Source organism: Vibrio sp. MA40-2, assembly GCF_047302445.1.
In the GTDB taxonomy this organism is placed as follows: Bacteria; Pseudomonadota; Gammaproteobacteria; order Enterobacterales; family Vibrionaceae; genus Vibrio.
This window is the reverse complement of the sequence record NZ_CP178627.1, coordinates 101710-120738: the sequence shown is the minus strand read 5'-3', so window position 1 is coordinate 120738 and position 19029 is coordinate 101710. Positions and strand designations below refer to the sequence as shown.

Here is a 19029-nt window from a genome sequence, read left to right as displayed (position 1 = left end):
GAAATGTTTACACTACGAATATAGGCAAACTATTGGTCGAGGAATCTAAAATAGACAAAATGTCCATCCTCTCAATTTATTCCCATAATAGCCTCTACTTATCCACTACTATTATGGGAATTAAGTGGTTAAAAAAACTGAATCGATTTACGACCTTTGCCGCTTTTTGGCGCTTGTTCAGGCTGGTCTTGTTGCGGCTGGTCTTGTTTAACTGAGTCGCTTTGTTCGACCGTTACTTCTTCATCATGTTCTAGAGGTGTGGCATCATGCTCGAACGCTTGTCTTTCATGATCACTTAACTGATATTCTTCATCTACTAAGTCGTGTTCAAACACTTCGGGTAATTCATCATCGACGTGTTGCTGATCTTCTACACACAAAATTACGTAGTACTCTTGGTTAAACTCAACCAGATCACCATCGTACATTTTTCGACGCTTTCTAGTTTCTATTTCTCCATTTACCGCCACATAACCTTCTGAAATAATGTGCTTCGCTTCACCGCCACCATTAACTAAGTTAGCAATTTTAAAAATTTTATACAGTTCAATAGGTTGGCTAGTTACTTCAATACCAATTGCTTCAATCTCTACTTCATCAGATGCCAATTCTTCTGGCTGTTCATCGTACATTTCAATGTGACCTATAGGAATAATTGGCTTTAGTGTAACAAAATTTTGTACACAAAGGAGTAAAGGATAAACAGCATAAATAAATACGATACAGAGGATACACTTCATTAACCAAGCTTTCGTTTTTGATCTCGTGCCTTTTCTATTTGAAACGCCCAAGCAAGCAGAAAAACTTAACAAGATCTTAGTACAAAATCCGACCGTTTTAGTAACAAAATAATTAAAACCACTAGTTACCTGAGTAATAAAGTATTAAAATAATACAAATAAGAAATATACACAGATATGAGACATCGTTATCTCTAAACATGGTACTTTATCCGCCATCTATTTAAGGCGGTCCCCCTCTAACCTAACGAACGGGCGATTTTGCTTCTATTGAGCCCATATCAACGCAAATATGAAGGAACATATGAAAACTCTTGATGAATTTATATTAGAGAAACAACACGACTTTCCTAATGCTAATGGTGAGTTAACCAGTTTACTGGGTTCAATTAAGTTAGCCGCTCAAGTTGTTAACCGAGAATTGAATAAAGCTGGGCTTGCCGATTTATTGGGTCCCGTCGGTGGAACCAATATACAAGGCGAAGAACAGAAGAAAATGGATGTATTTGCCAACAATATATTTACAGCGGCACTTGAAGCAAGAGACCAAGTGTGTGGTGTCGGCAGTGAAGAAGATGATGAAGTTGTTATCTTTAATAAAGAAATGAACCAAAAGGCAAAATATGTTGTATTGATGGACCCGTTAGACGGCTCATCAAATATAGACGTTAATGTCTGCGTTGGGACTATTTTCTCTATTTATGAACGTGTATCAGATGTGGGTACACCTGCGATAATAGATGATTTTCTTCAACCAGGGTCCAAACAAGTAGCAGCAGGCTATGTCGTTTATGGTTCTTCCACTATGTTAGTTTACACTACCGGAAATGGTGTACACGGATTTACTTTTGACCCATCTTTGGGCGTGTTTTGTCTTTCCCATGAAGATATTAACACACCTGATAATGGCAATATCTATTCCATTAATGAAGGCAACTATATTCACTTTCCCGATTACGTGAAGAAATATCTCAAGTATTGCCAAGAGATTGACCAACAAGAAAACCGCCCTTATGTTTCTCGTTATACCGGTTCTTTGGTGTCAGATTTTCACCGAAATCTTTTGAAAGGTGGTATTTATATGTATCCAAGTTTTGCTAACTACCCTAAGGGTAAACTTCGCTTGCTTTATGAATGTAATCCACTGGCTTTCATTGCTGAACAAGCTGGCGGATGGGCGACGGATGGTACAAGCAGAATATTAGACTTAGACCCGACAGAACTTCATGAAAGATCACCGTTTTTTGTTGGCTCCCCCTCTATGATCAATAAATTACAAAGCTTCATCAATAACCAATAGCATTCGATTAAACAGAGGTCTTAACGAATTTTGTTAGGATCTTTGTTACCTTTTAATACCAGTTCAACCTGCCCTGCTTGATACTCTACAAGTTTCGCTCCTTTACTTAAATCATCCCATTCAACATTTTTTGTAAAAAATCACAAACAACAATGGTATACCGTCGACTATTTGAAGTATCCTTATGCGCCTAATGACTAATGCGCTATCTAGACCGCTTATGAAAACGGTGAAATAGATACATTAAACGATTAAGAGTGAATAAAGTGGGCGAGTTAAAAAAAGAAATTACCTTATGGAGTGGTTTAGGCCAATTGTCGACCACATTATTAGGGACCGGTTTGTTCATGATACCCGCTATTGCTGCCGGCATAGCAGGAGAAGCGTCGTTATGGGCATGGTTAATTCTTTTTATTGCCGTCATTCCAATTGCACTCACTTTTGCCGCGCTGGGTAAACGTTACCCAAGTGCTGGCGGTACCGCTTTTTTCGTTCGTAAGGCATTCGGTGCAAAATTAGAGCGCAGTGTGGGATGGCTATTTCTTAGTGTTACGCCAGTCGGCATACCTGCCGCAGTAGCTCTGGCCGGTAGTTTTGGCCAACAACTATTACCAAACGCTATCAATCAGAGTCTCAGCGCTGAACTGATCACCATCGGCTTGTTGGTTACTGTCAACCTTGTTGGCAGTAAGTCATCTGCGCGCTTGCAAACCATTATTGCTTTAGCTATTTGTGCACTGGTTTCGTTATTTTGGATTTATGGCGATGTCAGTACTAACGATATACACATGCCACCGTTAACCACTGATTCCGTCATTCCTATCGCATCGGCTTTAGGGGTTATGTTTTGGTGTTTTGTTGGCATTGAAGCTTTTGCTCATATGGGTGAAGAGTTCAAAAATCCTGAAACTGATTTTCCACTGGCAATTATCTTAGGCTGCCTTTTTGCTGGTGCTATCTACTGGTGTTGCTCAGTGATCATTCTTAAGTTCCAAGCATATGGTACAGAAGAGTTAGCGTCCGGTTCAATTCCTTGGATAAGCGAACAAATTTTTGGTAGCAAAGGCGCTATTCTTATCAGTATTGTTGGCTATTTTGCTTGCTTTGCTAGCTTAAACCTTTATGTACAAAGTCTATCAAGAATGGCTTATGCCATTGCAAAAAACAATCACCCAAACAGTAAAATAGCTAGCGTATCAAAACGCGGTGTCCCTGTGTTCGCCACTCTCAGTATTGCCTGTATTTTAACACTAAGTGCGTTAATTGGTGAGGTCTCTGGGATTGATCTAGAAATGTTGGTTAAGTTAGCTAATGGCGTATTTGTGCTGGTTTACCTATTGGCCATGCTAGCCGCATATAAACTCTTAAATGGGATCAATAGAGTATTATCTATGATCGCTTTAGTCATTACTGTTCTGGTATTTGCTTGCTTAGGTTGGGCATCGTTATATGCACTGATTGTGTTATTTTGTGTTTATTTTTCAGTTGGTTACTTAACCAACACTAAAGTAACTGCGTAACGGAAATAGTGCTTTACAGCCGCAACTAATAAAACCAACGGGCAACTCACTGATAATGAGTGAAGGGTTACAATACCGCAACACTTCACTTGTTTTTACCGTGTAATCATCATCTGGCAAACGTTAGCAGGTATAACAAGATGCAACTGACCTTGTTCGACCTTGTGTTCATAGCCAGTTAACAGGTCTGTCATATCGGAATGCCAATCGAGACTAACGGGTATTGCTTGATCCGATTTATTGATAGTTACAAGCCCCTTCTCTCCTCTGGCAAAAATCAAACAATGTTTGTGATTCCACATATTTACCATGGTTTCTCCATGAGTAAAATTGTGAAAAGCTATCATTCTTGCCATTCGAGGATCTCGCCAACTGTTTAGCCAACGTGGTTCACCTGTTCGGTCTACGATGCTGCTGGTATTTAAATCGGTATAAATTAACGGCACTCCACCATCTCTACCCAAAATATAACTGTAGGCTAACCATTCACTCTCTTCATCGAAAAGCAGACCTTGGAAAACTTGGTTATTGGGAATATCGTGGGTGATTGCGAACGTTATCGCTCTAGAACTCGATAGAGCTTGACCGAAACTATATGGGTTAACCAAAGTAGTTAAGTCGCCATCTGATTGAAACGCCTTAAAAACGGTGGTAAATAGAGGAAAATCATATGCGCCAAGTTGAGTTTTCTCTAAATACGGTTGTAGAAAGGTTTTATATTCTTCTTGTGTCGCGCCACCATCGGTAATTATTTCGCCAAAAATATGTACGTCTTCCGTTATCTCTTTGGTCCACACTTTAGTTAAGTGCTCAATACTCATGTGTTTTGCTGCATCAATGCGAAAACCACTGACACCCATCACTTTAAGTGCCTTCAAGTATGCCTGTTGCATTGCAACAACATGGTCATTCGGCCTCAAAGTTGGTAAACCAGGGTCTTCTTGCCCCGCAGAAATTCTACCGTTTTGTACTTGCCACTTGTTTTTCCAATCTTCAATGCCAAATGCTTCAACAAAATCATTTTCGGTAAATAATGGTTGGCTCAAATCGCCAAATACCTTGAGTGTCTGAATCTTTTGCCAATCTTGCTCATATAATTGCCTATCCTTTTCTGATGGATAATCCAAATCCGTTCGCAAATAAGCTTCATTCGCCATATGATTAAACACAACATCAGCATACACCCGAACGCCGACTTCATTTAACGCTGTAACCATCGCAGTGAAATCTTCAGTATTACCCAACTGATTATCAATAATCCGATAATCTTGAGGTTGATAACGCTGCCACCAAGCGGTGCCGTTTTCATGGCGAAGAGACTTCATAGCCGGTGAAACCAATACGGTTTTATAACCTAATTCACTTATTTCTCGCGCATTTTTAGTAATTTGTGAATACGGCCAATCAAAGGCGTGCAGAATCACATCTGCCTTTTCGAAAACCAGATGGTTATTATTTGAAAAATCACGGAGATTTAAATCCAATTTTTTAAGCCTATTTGAGCATTGCATAACGCTCTCCTTTAGTTAGTGCTTGCTTTGAATAGCATCGGTTTTTCGTTCCGATTAAGAGAGAAGCAAACAACTTAGGTCTATATGACGTGTATTAGACAGGCGAAGATCAATACATTCGTCCTTGCGTTTAACCAATTATTCCTAGTATAAGCATAAAAACGAGAAGTAGATCACCCTTTTAATGAAAAAATAGGGAGTAGACATACAGGCGTAGATGGATTTTAACTTAAATAAACGCAACAATATGCTAAAGATTCGGGCATCAAGCGGTGCTCAATTAACCTTATTATGCTAACCAACATCGAGTTTTCTATATGTTAAATCCTCTATGGCTAAATACCTTTCGAACCTTAGTCGAAGTGGAACATTTCACTAAAACGGCGGAACAACTTTTTATGACCCAGCCCGGGGTTAGCCAGCATATTAAAAAATTAGAAGTACAGTTGGGTACCGAATTACTGCAAAAAATGGGCAAACAATTTGAGCTCACTGAAGCAGGTAAACAAGTTTATCAATATGCTCTATCGCTACAAAACAGCGAAAGAGAGTTGCTCGAATCGATAAAGATCGACTCTCCCTACGTTGGCGAGTGTCTTTTTGCTATGTCCGGATCGTTGTGCATGCAGTTCCAGCCAGTTTTTCTTGATAGGCAGCTAGCACATCAAGATTTGTTAATTTCTTTAGAATCTGCACCAAATCATCGCATTGTAGAAGGATTGCTCAGTGGCAACGTTGATATTGGTATCGTTACCCAGAAAATCCCAACGTTACAATTAGAATATAAATTAATAGGTAAAGAAAAACTTTGCATTATCGTTCCGAAATCATTTAACACTCAGAACTGGACTTTACAAAGTTTACAATCATTAGGGCTTATCCATCACCCAGATTGTGAGCACTATCTGATGCAATATTTAACTTCTTATAATCAACAGCATGAATTAAAAAATATTCCCAAGAGTGGGTATATTAACCAATTAAGCCAAATACTTTATCCGGTTGCCAAAGGTTTAGGTTTCACAATTTTACCAATCAGCGCGGTAAAGGCATTTCCTCAACAAAACGACATAACCGTTTTACCTCTAAAAAGCCAAATAGAAGAACCTTTATATCAAGTACAAAAACGAAGTCGCTCACTACCCATTCGATACGACTGGTTTATTAATACTATACAGAAAACCCTAGGTAGCACATAAATAACACGTTACGCACTTCATTAGTGCATGTTTAATTTAAGCGCGCATTAATATAGTGCATTCAGAGTAAGTCAAAAATAAATAACCATTTATTTCAAAAGGTTAATTATTGGCTCGATCCTTGAATTGACTATCATATACCAATCCGTAAATAACCAAATGCACATAATCAGGGAGTGATAAAATGCTAGAGACATTAACGGTAGTACTTGCTGGAGGGATGGGATCACGCCTTTCGCCATTAACCGATAATAGGGCCAAACCAGCTGTTCCTTTTGGTGGAAAATATAGAATAATAGATTTCACCTTAGCCAACTGCCTTCATTCTGGTCTACGACGTATCCTCGTTCTCACGCAATATAAATCGCATTCCCTGCAAAAGCACCTTCGTGACGGATGGTCAGTCTTCAATCCCGAACTTGGCGAATATATCACCGTTGTGCCTCCGCAAATGCAAAAAGGCGATAAATGGTATAGCGGTACCGCTGATGCGATTTATCAGAACTTATGGTTACTTTCTCGTAGCGAAGCTAAATATGTCGTGGTGCTCTCTGGTGATCATATATATCGGATGGACTATCATCCTATGCTACAACGCCATAAAGACACAGGCGCTGACTTAACCATCGCCTGTATGGAAGTTCCAGTGCAGCAAGCAAGTGCATTTGGTGTTATGTCGATAGACGAACAAGACAAAATTGTGGCTTTTGAAGAGAAACCCGATCAACCCACACCACTCCCGGATGATTCTGATCATAGCCTTGCTTCAATGGGGATCTATATTTTTACAACTAGCGCATTGATAGAAGCATTAGAAAAAGATGCAGAAAACATCGGATCTAATCACGATTTTGGTCAAGATATTATTCCGAATTTAATTAATAAAGAAAAAGTCTATGCACATAAATTTGGTGGTAAGGAAGGCCGCGTAACTAACGATGCTTATTGGCGTGATGTGGGGACAATCGATTCGTTGTATCAAGCGAATATGGATTTGCTACAACCTGTCCCACCAATGGATTTGTACCAAAGAAGTTGGGCTATCCGAACCTATGAACCACAACTCCCACCCGCGAGAACTACATCGTCAGCAACCGGTAATGAAGGAATTTTTATTAACTCTCTGATATCAAGCGGGGTAATAATCTCTGGTGGCTCGGTGCAAAATTCGGTGCTTTCGCCTAATGTTCGTATTAACGACGGCGCAACAGTGGCAGACAGCATACTGTTTGATGATGTAGAAGTCGGCGAAAACTGCCAACTTAAAAATTGCATTATAGATAAACACGTAAAAGTACCAAATGGGACCAAAATTGGGCTAAACCCAGTGGAAGACGCTAAACACTTTGCAATTTCTGACAACGGAATCGTGGTAGTGCCAGAATCTTATGCATTCAGCTAAGCGGGTTCGGTAGTAGTTGGTATATTTGAATTAACCTTTCATCATCAAAAAGGTCGCTTTAATAAGCGACCTTTTTAAACTGCGATTTTTAGCACGTTAGCGAGCGTATATTATTAAAAACCGAAATGAAGCTATTTTGTATTTAGCCTAATGTGTTTTTAAACTGCTCTAGAAGTGATTTCTGCTCATCAGTCAGATTTATCGGCACCAGTACTTTTATTTTTACCAGTAAATCGCCTGTTTCACCTTGACGACTGGTGATCCCTTTACCGGAAACTTTAAATTTTCTGCCGTTTTGCGTGCCCGCAGGAATTTTAAGTTTGAAGCGGTTATCCAGCGCTTTAACTTCTAATTCTCCTCCAAGTGCTGCTGTTACAATATCGATTTCTGAGTTGCAGATTAAATCATTGTCTTCACGCTGTAGAAAAGCATGTGGTCGAATGGTTATCTTAACGAACAAGTTTCCCGCAGGGCCGCCGTTACTTCCCAAACCACCTTTACCAGAAAAGCGTATTCTTTCATCATCTTTAATTCCTTGCGGAATTTTAATGTTGATTTTCTTTTGCTTACCATTAACGGGTAATTCCAGCACTTTTTCGGTGCCTTGAACCGCTTCTACAAAATCAATAGTCACGGAAAACTCAACATCTTGTCCTTTCTGTGGCCTAGCTTGACGACTTCTCGACTGCGAAAAAATATCATCAAAACCACCACCAAAGCTTGAACGGCGCTGACCAAATGCGTCACCAAAGATATCTTCAAATCCCCCGCCAAAACCTTGAGAGCGGCCCTGACCAAAACCATGATCAGAACTTGCGTGTCCAAATTGATCATATTGACGACGTTTAGCTGAATCAGTCAGCGTTTCATACGCTTCTTTTACTTCTTTAAAACTATCACTTGCCGATGTATCACCAGGATTTTTATCTGGGTGATATTTCATTGCCAGTCTTTTATACGCCTTTTTAATGTCTTTTTCGGAGGCGTCTTTTGCAACACCAAGCACGCTATAGTAATCGCGTTTAGACATGTTTTACCTCATTAATATAAAAATAGAGAAAGGATTACTTTTCAAAATTCATTTTAGATAGCAGAAGTGTATGGATTTATCCAATGAACACAACTATTAGTTACTATTTAAACGCTATTTATACCAAGCAACAAGTACCAGTTACACAACCGTCTCACTCAAAGGTGGGAAAAATTATTTTTCTCATCTGAAATTAATCTGTGGTGGAAAAGGTCTTGTAAAGAGTTAGTGAATAAATAGTAAAGGAATCCAATGATCGATTGGCTAATACAAAGCATGGAACTATCAGCAAACTTAGGCGTTGCTGAAATATTTCTATCCATTATTTTGCTTTCTTATTTATTAGAAGATTTAGCTATCGTTAGCGCTGCTTTATTAGCAGCAGATCACGCCATCTCTCCCTCGCTTGCACTCGCCGCTATTTTCATTGGAATTGCCACTGGCGATGCTGGTTTATATGGCATAGGACGGCTAGCCGCTAACTGGCGAGCATTGCGATTCCGCTTACTTAAAAATAGTCGTATGCGCATGGTTCGTACTCGACTCAAATACCAGCCATTATGGAACATTGCCTTAATCCGCTTTATCCCAGGATTAAGAACCATTGGCTTTACATTAAGCGGTTTATTCCGCATTAAATTTTACCAATTTATGGCAGCCGTGCTTCTCGCTACTGCTTGCTGGACAACATTAATATTCATTTGTATCTATCAGCTTGGCTCTATCGCTTGGTTGGTTGATAGCCAATGGAAATGGATTCTTGCCCCCTGCGCCATTGCTGGTTTGTGGTGGCTTAATCGTAGTTCTGTTAAAAAAATCAATATTCATCAAAAAGGAATATCGCTTTGAGTTTCGTTAATCAATCTGCTGCATCTAGTCAGAACACAGAAAGAAATAATGTCCATTACCTAACAAAGGCACCAACAGATAAACAATCCATTCAAGTTAGATTGGGAATGCCAGAAATGGACAAATCAGGCCCAGAAATTTCACGCTATGAATTTTGGCCTACTTGGTTTTTTTATGCACCTGTGGTTGTACAAAGCCTGTGGCACAGTATCAAATATCGCGATATCGGTTTGCCATTAATAGCCAATCCATCGATTTTACTAAGTGGCATGGTTGGAGAATCAAAGAAAGACATTCTCAATCTAGCGGGTAAAAATGCCAAACAGTGGATACTGCCTTTTTGTACTCTAAGAAAAAATAACCAATCAATGGCTATTCAACTCAAAGATGCATTAGAAGCGATGGAATATCAAAATCTAGAGTTTCCTGTAGTGGCTAAACCCGATAAAGGATGCCGTGGGGCAGGTGTAAGATTAATTCACAATGAGAAGCAACTCATTGACTATATTGAAAAATTTCCAGTTTCTGCGGATTATCTCTTACAAAAAAAATCCGATTATGACGCCGAAGTTGGTGTTTTTTATATGCGATACCCGGGTGAAAGCCAAGGACAAGTATTTTCAATCACTCTGAAATATGCTCCATATGTTGAAGGCGATGGTCAACAAACACTTGAACAACTTATCTATAATGATCCTAGAGCTGGACAACTTTCGCATATTTATAAGCAAAGGCATCAACACAAATTAGATTGGGTTGTCCCTAAAGGACTCGAATTTAGATTAGCTTTTGCTGGCAGCCACAGCCGTGGAAGTATATTTAAAAACGGTAATCAATATATTTCTAAGCAGTTGACTCAGCAACTTGACCAAATTTTTGATGATTTTGACGGTTTTCATTATGGAAGATTGGATATTAAATTCAAAAATATCGACAGCTTGATGGCAGGTGAGGATTTTCAGATTATCGAAATTAACGGAGCAAGTAGCGAAGCCACACATATTTGGGACAGCAAAACCTCGCTCAAAGAGATATTTTCGACGTTACTGTTTCAATATCGTTCCCTATACAAAATCGGTTTTTTACAAAAAAAAGCGGGACATAAAACTCCTAAATTACGCACCTTATTCAGAGCGTTAAAAGAAGAACGTGATTTGACCAAGCAGTATCCTTCAACCGATTAATATCGACCAAAAGTTTAAATAGGTGCAAGACATGAATAACCAATCAACGTGCCCATCTGTGGCGGGCAGCTTAGAAGCAATAGAACAAAGTATAACCTTGTGTGAATTGCTCGATAACCACAGCTATACATATAGAGCGACACCTTACGTGCAAAGCTCTATAGGCGAACACTTTAGACATATTCTCGATATGTTTTTCGCACTAACACACTTTGCTCAACGAGGAATTATCGATTATGACTTAAGACGTCGAGGTGCACCGGTAGAATCACAATTAAGTGTTGCAACCGATGAACTTCAGCAAGTCAAAACTTGGCTAGAAACACTGAGTTCACAACAGTTAGATACCCCTGTCACTATGCTGTCTGAAGCGACCATACAAACACAAAAAATCTGTAAAGTGCCATCGTCATTAAGACGTGAACTCCTTTTTGTTGCCAGCCATACTGTTCATCATTTAGCTATCATTAAAGTCATCACTAAACACTGTGGTATTGAAACCAATGAACAATTAGGCTATGCCCCTGCAACGGCAACTTATTTAAGAGGACAGGCTTAATGCTCTTATCGCTACACTTATCAGTATCCTTACAGGGACAATCGCAGTTACAAGGACAGTCCTAATGTGTACGGCATCATGGTTATTAAATGAAAGCGGTTATCAGGTTTTTTTTAATAGAGACGAACAAATTGGTCGTCCTAAAGCTCAACCGCCTAAGTCATTTACAAGTGAAAATGGTACTCGCTATTTAATGCCTGTTGACCCTGTAGGGCAAGGAAGTTGGATTGCGACTAATGAATATGGTTTGACCTTATGCCTTCTTAATTTTTATCAAGGGAAATTACCTGAAGGCAACTTAATTAGTCGAGGGCAGTTAATTAAAAACTTTGCTGGATTTATGTGTGCCGAAAGCATAGTGGATCAGTTTAGCCAGTTAAATTTACAACAATATGCCCCTTTTACCTTTGTTATATTTGATCCAAAACTGACCTCTAAACAAGGTCATGTACGAGCACTTCAGTGGGATGGGGACATGCTTATTAGTACCCTACCCTCACCGCCGCTTATTTCTAGTTCGGTTGACGCGGAAAATGTGAAAGCTTCACGTGAGAAGGTCTTTCACCAATTTAACGGCCAAATCGAGACAACCGAGTCAAGATTAGCCTTTCATCATTGCCATTATCCCGAAAAAGGCCACCTATCTCCTTGCATGCACCGAAGTGATGCGAATACCGTTAGTTTTACTCATGTCGTCTTAAACCCGAAACAGGCTACTGTTTACTATCAAGATGGTTCACCTTGCAAACCAGCACCTTACCAACAAAACAAGGTGTTACGTCGCGCTAGTTTTGAAAGTCCAAGTCGCTTTTTAGTGAGAGATAAATCAGTAGATAATTCAGTCAGTAATCTGGCCTAAATCGAGTAAAAAAGACAAAATAAATTGAAAGTTTTCCGCTTTAAATACTGTCTTATTATTTAGTTATAAATGATTTTTAAAGGGTAAGATAATGAAAAAATGGTTCACAGGATTTCTTATACTATTGAGTGGAATATTTTCTGCATTTTCTGCGGTAGCGGAAGAACCCATTTACACTGGTTTTTTTAGTAATAAAGCCGTAGACGGATATGACACAGTAGCCTACTTCACTCATAATCGAGCGATGAAAGGCGAACAAAAATACACGCTCGAATACATGGGGGCAGATTGGTATTTTATCAGTCAAACCAATTTAGATAAGTTTAAAGCCGACCCAACCAAATATGCACCGCAGTACGGTGGTTATTGTGCGTGGGCGGTTGCAGAAAAGAAAGATTTTGCACCAGGAGACCCAAATAATTGGAGCATAATCGATGGTAAACTGTACCTGAACTACAACCGAGACATTAAAAATAAATGGTTGGAAAATAGCGACAACTTCATTCAGTTGGGCGATCAACACTGGCCAATGCTATTCAGTATCAATGACTGATTAAATGACGACTAGCCAAAATGAATGATCACTTTTGGCTAGTATAATTTTTCAAGCAATTATACGCTACTTTTGCTGATTCAAATGCAAAGTGGTTTACATCCACATCCTCTATTTTAACCCATTCAACTGCGGCCACGTCATCTTGTGCATTGATTAATGGTTTTTCGGCTAATTCCACGACGAAAAAACAATCGCATGTTTTATAAGTGATGCCTTTGTATGGGTAAGTATTGGGTATCGAATCAAGCAATTTGGCCGACGTTACATGAATATCGAGTTCTTCTAACAGCTCTCTTGCGACCGCTTGCTGTAACGATTCATTTGGATCAACAAATCCACCGGGAAAGTCCCACATTCCTATACCTGGGTTTCGTCCACGAATTGCTATCAATATTTCATCTTTACATACTATCGCCACCATTACCGCAGCAGCAACATTATGAAATAATGAAAATGAACACTGACTACAACGAAACAACACCGCTGGCAATTGTTCTGTTACAAGTGATTCTGAACCACATTGCGGACAAAATTTTAGAGTGTTTTGATGAACCGCATCACTTGGATTTACATTTTCACTTTGAGAAATTAACGCCAACTTAAAATCCTCACTTCATTTCCTTCTTCCGGAGTACGAGGCACGTTTAAAGCTAATAGCAGCGATATCGCCGCCATTATCGCACCTAATAAGAAAACGGCCGACGGAGAGATAAGCCAAATCATACCAAAAGTGATTGGAATAACCACTGCAGCAATATGATTAATGGTAAACGCAACGCCTGCGGTTGAAGCCATATCGGCTGGGTCTGCAATTTTTTGAAAATAGGTTTTTATGGCTAACGCCAAAGCAAAAAACAGATGATCGACAACATAAAGGGCAGCGCCCCATTCAGGTGACTCAACAAATGCGTAACTGATGAACACCAAAATTAATCCAATATACTCAAAAGTAAGCGCTTTACGCTCACCAACACGACCGATTAAACGGCCAATTTTCCGAGCAAACAACCAGTTAAAAAGATAATTAATTAAAAACAGCAGAGTAATGTCTGCCGCTGAGTAACCAAACTTTTCAACCATCAAGAAACCAGCGAAAACGGTAAATATTTGACGTCGTGCACCACTCATAAAGGTAAGCGCGTAGTACAGCCAATATCTTTTTCTCAATACTAATTTTTTATTCTGGGGCGTATGTGTAGGAAATGCAGGAAATGTAAATGCTAATACCATAGTAATCGCAAAAGCGACCCCACCAGCGATAAGATAAACCCAGACAAAATCAAGTTTTAACTGTTCTAATGCCAGCCAAAGTGCTGCATAAGTAAATAACGACGCAAAAGCACCAACCGAGATTAGTTTACCTAACATTTCAGGCGCTTCTTCTTTACTAAGCCATTGCAATGAAAGTGATTGTTTTAATGTTTCAAAGTAATGAAAACCAATAGACATAACCAATGTGGTAAACAATAGCCCGCCCAACGACGGAAAAAAACCTGTCATTGCAGTGCCTAGCGCACACATCGCTAAAGCGATAATAATGAACCTTTGTTCGCGTATAAAAAGCAGCACAAATACGGCGGTAAAAGCCAAAAACCCGGGGATCTCGCGAACACTTTGCAGCAAACCTATATCTGATCCATCAAAATTTGCACGCTCTACAACGAAATTATTTAGCAAAGCTTGCCAACTTGAAAAAGCAATAGTGACAACCACAGAGATAAGTATTAAAAAGTTCTGAGGCGTTTGCCAACTAGGGCGACTATCTGTTGTTGTATCCACTGATTGTCCTTATCGGATAGATTTTAATAGTTGTAACGATTATCTAATGATTAAATGACGGCTTGTCAGATCAGAAATGCCACTTAATTTATGCTAATAGCTCGTTAATGTCGAGCATGGATATTATTTACCAATGCGCGCTTACGCACATTAGTAACAGCCAGTATTCATACACGACTAATTACCATTTAAGTAAAAAATCATGTTATATCTGGTTGATGTAACGCATAAATTGCATGATCAACAACTCGTCCACCTAGGTTTTCGTTACGAGTAATAATGCCTTCAAGTGTCATGCCCAAACGTTGACACACCGCACGGCTAGCGGCATTTTCTGTGGCGGCTGATATTTGAATTTTCTGCATATTCCACTGTTCAAATGCCATTTTAATTAAAGCTCGACATGCACGTGTAATAATACCGTTGCCTTGATAAGGCTCGGCTAACCAATAACCAATTTCAACTTTTTCCAGTTGGTGATTAATTGTATTAAAACCAATATTACCGACTAATTGGTCGTGATAAAAAATAGCACACACCATCGACTTTCCTTTGGCATAATCGAGTAGTGAGTGTTGAATAAATTCTTCAAAATCGTATTTGCTTTTGCAGTGTGGCGGCCAAGACAGCCATTGTTGTAAATAAATAAAATTGTCTCTAGCTAATTCAGCATATCGTGGCGCAAATGATTTATGCACCAAAGCCAGTTTTAACTCATGATCTATTTCACTAAAAAACACCATTTTCGGTCTCCAAATCCATCGGATAAACAGGCTAACGTAGCTCGTCGTATCGAAACTAAATTATTGGTAAAATTATATGCTCACTGGCGTTAATTTCGCTGCTTTAAAAGAAGGAAATAATTAACCCTTGGTTCTTGCAACAATACCTGAGACAATTGTTCATTATATTATATACAAAGGTTCATTATGAAACTTTTAGTTCGTAACTTATCTCGTTCAACCACTGAACAAGAAATCCGCACCCTATTTTCTGAATATGGCTCAGTAAAACAGTGTAACTTAGTCCTTGACCAAGAAACTGGGCTTTCTAAAGGATTCGCGTTTGTTGAAATGCCAGAAGTCGCAGAAGCTAAAGCTGCTATCGCAAAGTTGAATCAAACAACCGTAGCGAATAACAAAATTAGAGTAAAAACAGCCGATCAATAAAGCCGTATATAAGTAACTTACGTTCAGTAACGTTACTTATAAAGTAATACCTAACAATTAAGCCATCCTGAGACTTTTGTTAAAATCAAACCGTCTTTCTATTAAAATTACACCGTACCACTGGATACTTTTATATAGACGATGGCAAATAAACCTGCAAACACGGCAACAGTAAGTAGTAATTTCAGCCAAAGATATTTCAATGTTTCTCTCCCTTTACAAGTAACCAAATTAAATATTGATGCTAGTGTGTACTCTATCTACATGAAATACTAGAGATAAAAAATCCCGATGGCTGTTCATTTATTAATGAAAAGCACATCGGGAGTTAAATTTAAGCTAGTATTTTACAATACGGTTTATATTACAATGCCGTTTGTAAAATCTTACGGCTGACATCGATAGTAACATCACCATGTTCGCCTAATTTTACCATGCCATGTTTTTCAAGGTTAACAATAAGGCCATCAATATCAGACTCACTTAGATCAACTTCAGACAAACGAACAGGTACTTTCATTTCTTGGAAGAACGCTTCTGTTTTAGCGATCGCTAAATCAACTTTTTCTTCGTCTGAACCTTCTGTTATGCTCCAAACATTTTTCGCGTACTGTAATAATTTATCTTGTTTTTTCTCACGACAAACTTTCATTACCGCAGGAAGAACGATAGATAGTGTTCTTGCATGGTCTATTTCATATGACGCCGTTAACTCGTGACCAATCATATGTGTTGCCCAATCTTGCGGTACACCCGACCCAATTAAGCCATTTAAAGCCATGGTCGCCGACCACATAATATTCGATCTTACTTCTAGATCTTCACGCGTTTTTTCATCGAGTGCTTTAGGCCCTTCTTCGATCAAGATGCGCAATAAACTTTCAGCAAAGTAATCTTGAACCTTAGCGTTAACGTTATAGGTTAGATACTGTTCCATAACGTGAATAAATGCATCGATAACCCCATTAGACACTTGTCTTTCAGAAAGTGACAAGGTTGTCTTAGGATCTAATACTGCAAACACAGGACGAACCAGTGGGCTCATAAATGGTAATTTGTTACCATCGCGAGTGATAACCGAACCACCATTACTCTCCGATCCGGTCGCTGGTAAAGTTAGCACAACACCAAGTGGAATAGCAGAGTCGACCGGCGCTCTTTTCGCAACGATATCCCATGGGTCTTCACCCTCAAAACGGGCCGCGGCTGCCACAAATTTACTGCCATCAACAACCGAACCACCACCAACAGCTAAAAGAAAATCAACATCATTTTCTTTTACCATTTTAACGGCCTTCATAACTGTGTCGTATTTTGGGTTTGGCTCAATGCCAGAAAACTCAAAAAAAGTATGATCTTTTAATGCTTCTACAACTTGATCATAAACACCATTTGATTTAATTGACCCGCCGCCATACAGCATCAGTACTTTAGCGTCTTTAGGAATGTCAGTTGTAATGGCTTGAATTTGCTCTGGTCCGAAATGAATTTGCGTCGGATTTTGAAAGCTAAAATTAAACATAGTACCTTCTTTTTTTGGTTGAATTTGGATTGGCTTACAGCATTTCTAGTAGTTTTGTCGCGGTGGACTCTGAGCTAGCCGGGTTTTGTCCGGTGACTAACAAACCATCTTGAACGACAAATGGGCTCCAATCACTTACTTTTTGATAATCTGCACCACGATTTTTCAGTTCGTCTTCTAATAGAAAAGGAACAATATCCGTTAATTGTACTGCATCTTCTTCTGAATTACTGAACCCTGTTACCGCTTTAGACTGAACAACATAGTTACCTTGCGCATCTTTTATATTGAGCAATACCGCTCCTGCGTGACATACCGCAGCAACAGGCTTTTGTGTAGATAGGAAGGACTCTATCAAACCAATAGAATCAGAATTGTCGACTAAGTCCCACAATGGACCATGTCCACCAGGATAAAACACTGCATCATAATCATTAGAATCAACATCACTCAATATGAGTGTATGACCAAGTTGAGTCTGTGCAACATTATCTGCATCAAATCGCTTAGTCGCGGCTGTTTGAAAATCTTCGAGTTCACTTTTTGGATCAATAGGTGGCTGTCCACCATTTGGTGAAGCGAGAGTAACCTCAATACCTGCATCGATAAATAGATAATAAGGAGCAGCAAACTCTTCTACCCAAAAACCGGTTTTCTCGCCTGTATTACCTAATTCTGAATGAGACGTTAATACCATAAGAATTTTCTTACCTGAGAAGTTAGCCATAATGTGACTCCTTTGCTTTGAATGATGACCTTTACGATCTTGAGCCCACTATAATATCGATAGATTATTTAGACAATGAGGCAAATATAAACTACATTGGTTCAAAATTTAAAACAATCAGGTACATCAATCGATGAATTTGTCTATTGAGCAACTTAAAAGCATGGTGGTATTTGCACATACCGTTGAACAAGGCAGCTTTAGTGCTGCCGCCCGACAAGTCGGTCTTTCTCGGACCGTTGTGAGCTACCATATAAAGAAACTCGAAGGAAGTTTAGGCGTTAAACTCATCAATCGATCTACACGAAGTTTGTCTCTTACCGAAGCAGGCAAAGCGTATTACGACAGTTGCAGAGTGATCACTGAACAAGCTAATTTAGCTCAGCAGAAAATGGATAACTTCAAAAACGAACCGCAAGGATTATTAAAGATCACGTGCCCTGTCAATGTTGGCCTTCAACTGATTGTGCCTGCGCTGAACGAATTTAAAGAGCGCTTTCCAAAAATTGATTTAGATGTCATGTTATCAGACGATGTCATCAACATTATTCAGGAAGGTATCGATCTGGCTATTCGTGGCGCACCGTTACCCGACTCCCAACTCCAAGCAACAAAATTATCTACCTTGCCTACTTGCTTAGTTGCATCTCCGGCGTATTTTGAACGATATGGACGCCCCAAAACGCCAGTAGAGCTTGATGGTCATAAATGGGTAATCTACAAGCAAACCTCCTCAACATTAGAATTATCCAAGGGAACTCGTTCTTATCGAGTCAAGTTAGAAGGTGGAATTTCTACCAACAATGCGGCGGCGCGTACTGCATTTGTTGAAGGAGGACATGGCTTAGGAAAAATACCATTGTATGATGTTGCGCCAAAAATAAAACAAGGTCGTCTCGAAGTGATATTAGAAGATTACCAACTCGCACCGATTAACGTTTTTGGTGTGTTTCCACCTGGCGCGTCTAAATCCAAAAAACTGCGCGTTTTGCTGGATTTTTTGAAGAGTTATTTTACCAATATGGATTCAATTGAAAGGAACAGTATTTTATAAATATGGTGATTGTCTCAACATGAAATACAAAGAGCCCATAAATATGGGCTCTTTGATATCGGTATTGCT

General features: G+C 39.3%; 18 protein-coding genes and 1 pseudogene. 11 read left to right on the top strand and 8 right to left on the bottom strand.

What is annotated here, in order from left to right; genetic code table 11:
- Positions 1 to 374: 374 nt before the first annotated feature.
- Positions 375 to 632 (bottom strand): annotated as a pseudogene (locus tag ACLKML_RS00410) (RNA-binding S4 domain-containing protein); the annotation flags it as partial.
- Between the two features lie 412 nt (positions 633 to 1044).
- On the opposite strand from ACLKML_RS00410, the gene fbp reads away from it, so the two are divergent.
- Both fbp and yjeH read left to right on the top strand, forming a co-directional pair.
- Complete coding sequence (gene fbp / locus ACLKML_RS00405; protein ID WP_413283124.1) at positions 1045 to 2040, top strand: class 1 fructose-bisphosphatase; 996 nt, start codon at positions 1045 to 1047, stop codon at positions 2038 to 2040.
- Positions 2041 to 2306: 266 nt separating this feature from the next.
- Positions 2307 to 3560: an L-methionine/branched-chain amino acid transporter gene (gene yjeH / locus ACLKML_RS00400; RefSeq protein WP_413283705.1), complete on the top strand. Its 1254-nt coding sequence runs from the start codon at positions 2307 to 2309 to the stop codon at positions 3558 to 3560.
- Positions 3561 to 3655: 95 nt separating this feature from the next.
- On the opposite strand, the gene ACLKML_RS00395 is transcribed toward yjeH, so the two are convergent.
- On the bottom strand, positions 3656 to 5071 hold the full coding sequence (locus tag ACLKML_RS00395; RefSeq protein ID WP_413283123.1) for an alpha-amylase family protein: 1416 nt from the start codon (positions 5069 to 5071) through the stop codon (positions 3656 to 3658).
- Positions 5072 to 5388: 317 nt separating this feature from the next.
- On the opposite strand from ACLKML_RS00395, the gene ACLKML_RS00390 reads away from it, so the two are divergent.
- Together ACLKML_RS00390 and glgC are read left to right on the top strand one after the other, a co-directional pair.
- Positions 5389 to 6270: a LysR family transcriptional regulator gene (locus ACLKML_RS00390; protein WP_413283122.1), complete on the top strand. Its 882-nt coding sequence runs from the start codon at positions 5389 to 5391 to the stop codon at positions 6268 to 6270.
- A 184-nt stretch (positions 6271 to 6454) separates the two neighbouring features.
- Complete coding sequence (gene glgC, locus ACLKML_RS00385; RefSeq protein WP_413283121.1) at positions 6455 to 7672, top strand: glucose-1-phosphate adenylyltransferase; 1218 nt, start codon at positions 6455 to 6457, stop codon at positions 7670 to 7672.
- Positions 7673 to 7814: 142 nt separating this feature from the next.
- Here glgC and ACLKML_RS00380 read toward each other — a convergent pair whose 3' ends face one another.
- A complete protein-coding gene (locus ACLKML_RS00380; protein WP_413283120.1) occupies positions 7815 to 8702 on the bottom strand; it encodes a DnaJ C-terminal domain-containing protein in 888 nt (295 codons plus the stop codon).
- Positions 8703 to 8954: 252 nt separating this feature from the next.
- On the opposite strand from ACLKML_RS00380, the gene ACLKML_RS00375 reads away from it, so the two are divergent.
- The 5 genes from ACLKML_RS00375 to ACLKML_RS00355 all read left to right on the top strand — a co-directional run bounded on the left by ACLKML_RS00375 (position 8955) and on the right by ACLKML_RS00355 (position 12706).
- On the top strand, positions 8955 to 9551 hold the full coding sequence (locus ACLKML_RS00375) for a DedA family protein (protein ID WP_413283119.1): 597 nt from the start codon (positions 8955 to 8957) through the stop codon (positions 9549 to 9551).
- A 107-nt stretch (positions 9552 to 9658) separates the two neighbouring features.
- Entirely contained in the window at positions 9659 to 10735 is a 1077-nt protein-coding gene (locus ACLKML_RS00370; RefSeq protein WP_413283704.1) for a D-alanine--D-alanine ligase, read from the top strand.
- A 31-nt stretch (positions 10736 to 10766) separates the two neighbouring features.
- Positions 10767 to 11294: a DinB family protein gene (locus ACLKML_RS00365; RefSeq protein WP_413283118.1), complete on the top strand. Its 528-nt coding sequence runs from the start codon at positions 10767 to 10769 to the stop codon at positions 11292 to 11294.
- Between the two features lie 64 nt (positions 11295 to 11358).
- Complete coding sequence (locus ACLKML_RS00360; protein WP_413283117.1) at positions 11359 to 12153, top strand: NRDE family protein; 795 nt, start codon at positions 11359 to 11361, stop codon at positions 12151 to 12153.
- A gap of 91 nt (positions 12154 to 12244) precedes the next feature.
- Complete coding sequence (locus ACLKML_RS00355) at positions 12245 to 12706, top strand: YHS domain-containing (seleno)protein (RefSeq protein ID WP_413283116.1); 462 nt, start codon at positions 12245 to 12247, stop codon at positions 12704 to 12706.
- 28 nt (positions 12707 to 12734) lie between these two features.
- On the opposite strand, the gene ACLKML_RS00350 is transcribed toward ACLKML_RS00355, so the two are convergent.
- The 3 genes from ACLKML_RS00350 to ACLKML_RS00340 all read right to left on the bottom strand — a co-directional run bounded on the left by ACLKML_RS00350 (position 12735) and on the right by ACLKML_RS00340 (position 15228).
- Positions 12735 to 13307 carry an NUDIX hydrolase gene (locus ACLKML_RS00350; protein WP_413283115.1) on the bottom strand — a complete coding sequence of 191 codons (573 nt, stop codon included), beginning with the start codon at positions 13305 to 13307 and terminating at the stop codon, positions 12735 to 12737.
- Positions 13298 to 14488, bottom strand: a complete 1191-nt coding sequence (locus ACLKML_RS00345) for an MFS transporter (RefSeq protein WP_413283114.1) — start codon at positions 14486 to 14488, stop codon at positions 13298 to 13300. The genes ACLKML_RS00350 and ACLKML_RS00345 overlap by 10 nt, the downstream gene beginning before the upstream one ends.
- A 200-nt stretch (positions 14489 to 14688) precedes the next feature.
- Positions 14689 to 15228 (bottom strand): GNAT family N-acetyltransferase, encoded by a 540-nt coding sequence (locus tag ACLKML_RS00340; RefSeq protein WP_413283703.1) that lies wholly within the window; start codon positions 15226 to 15228, stop codon positions 14689 to 14691.
- A gap of 189 nt (positions 15229 to 15417) precedes the next feature.
- On the opposite strand from ACLKML_RS00340, the gene ACLKML_RS00335 reads away from it, so the two are divergent.
- Positions 15418 to 15657: an RNA recognition motif domain-containing protein gene (locus tag ACLKML_RS00335; RefSeq protein ID WP_413283113.1), complete on the top strand. Its 240-nt coding sequence runs from the start codon at positions 15418 to 15420 to the stop codon at positions 15655 to 15657.
- A gap of 364 nt (positions 15658 to 16021) precedes the next feature.
- Here the strand turns inward: ACLKML_RS00335 and ACLKML_RS00330 are convergent, their stop codons facing one another.
- Positions 16022 to 17179 (bottom strand): iron-containing alcohol dehydrogenase, encoded by a 1158-nt coding sequence (locus ACLKML_RS00330; RefSeq protein WP_413283112.1) that lies wholly within the window; start codon positions 17177 to 17179, stop codon positions 16022 to 16024.
- 34 nt (positions 17180 to 17213) lie between these two features.
- Complete coding sequence (locus ACLKML_RS00325) at positions 17214 to 17906, bottom strand: type 1 glutamine amidotransferase domain-containing protein (RefSeq protein ID WP_413283111.1); 693 nt, start codon at positions 17904 to 17906, stop codon at positions 17214 to 17216.
- A gap of 133 nt (positions 17907 to 18039) precedes the next feature.
- Between ACLKML_RS00325 and ACLKML_RS00320 the strand changes: the two genes are divergently transcribed.
- Positions 18040 to 18960: a LysR family transcriptional regulator gene (locus ACLKML_RS00320; protein WP_413283110.1), complete on the top strand. Its 921-nt coding sequence runs from the start codon at positions 18040 to 18042 to the stop codon at positions 18958 to 18960.
- Positions 18961 to 19029 lie beyond the last annotated feature (69 nt).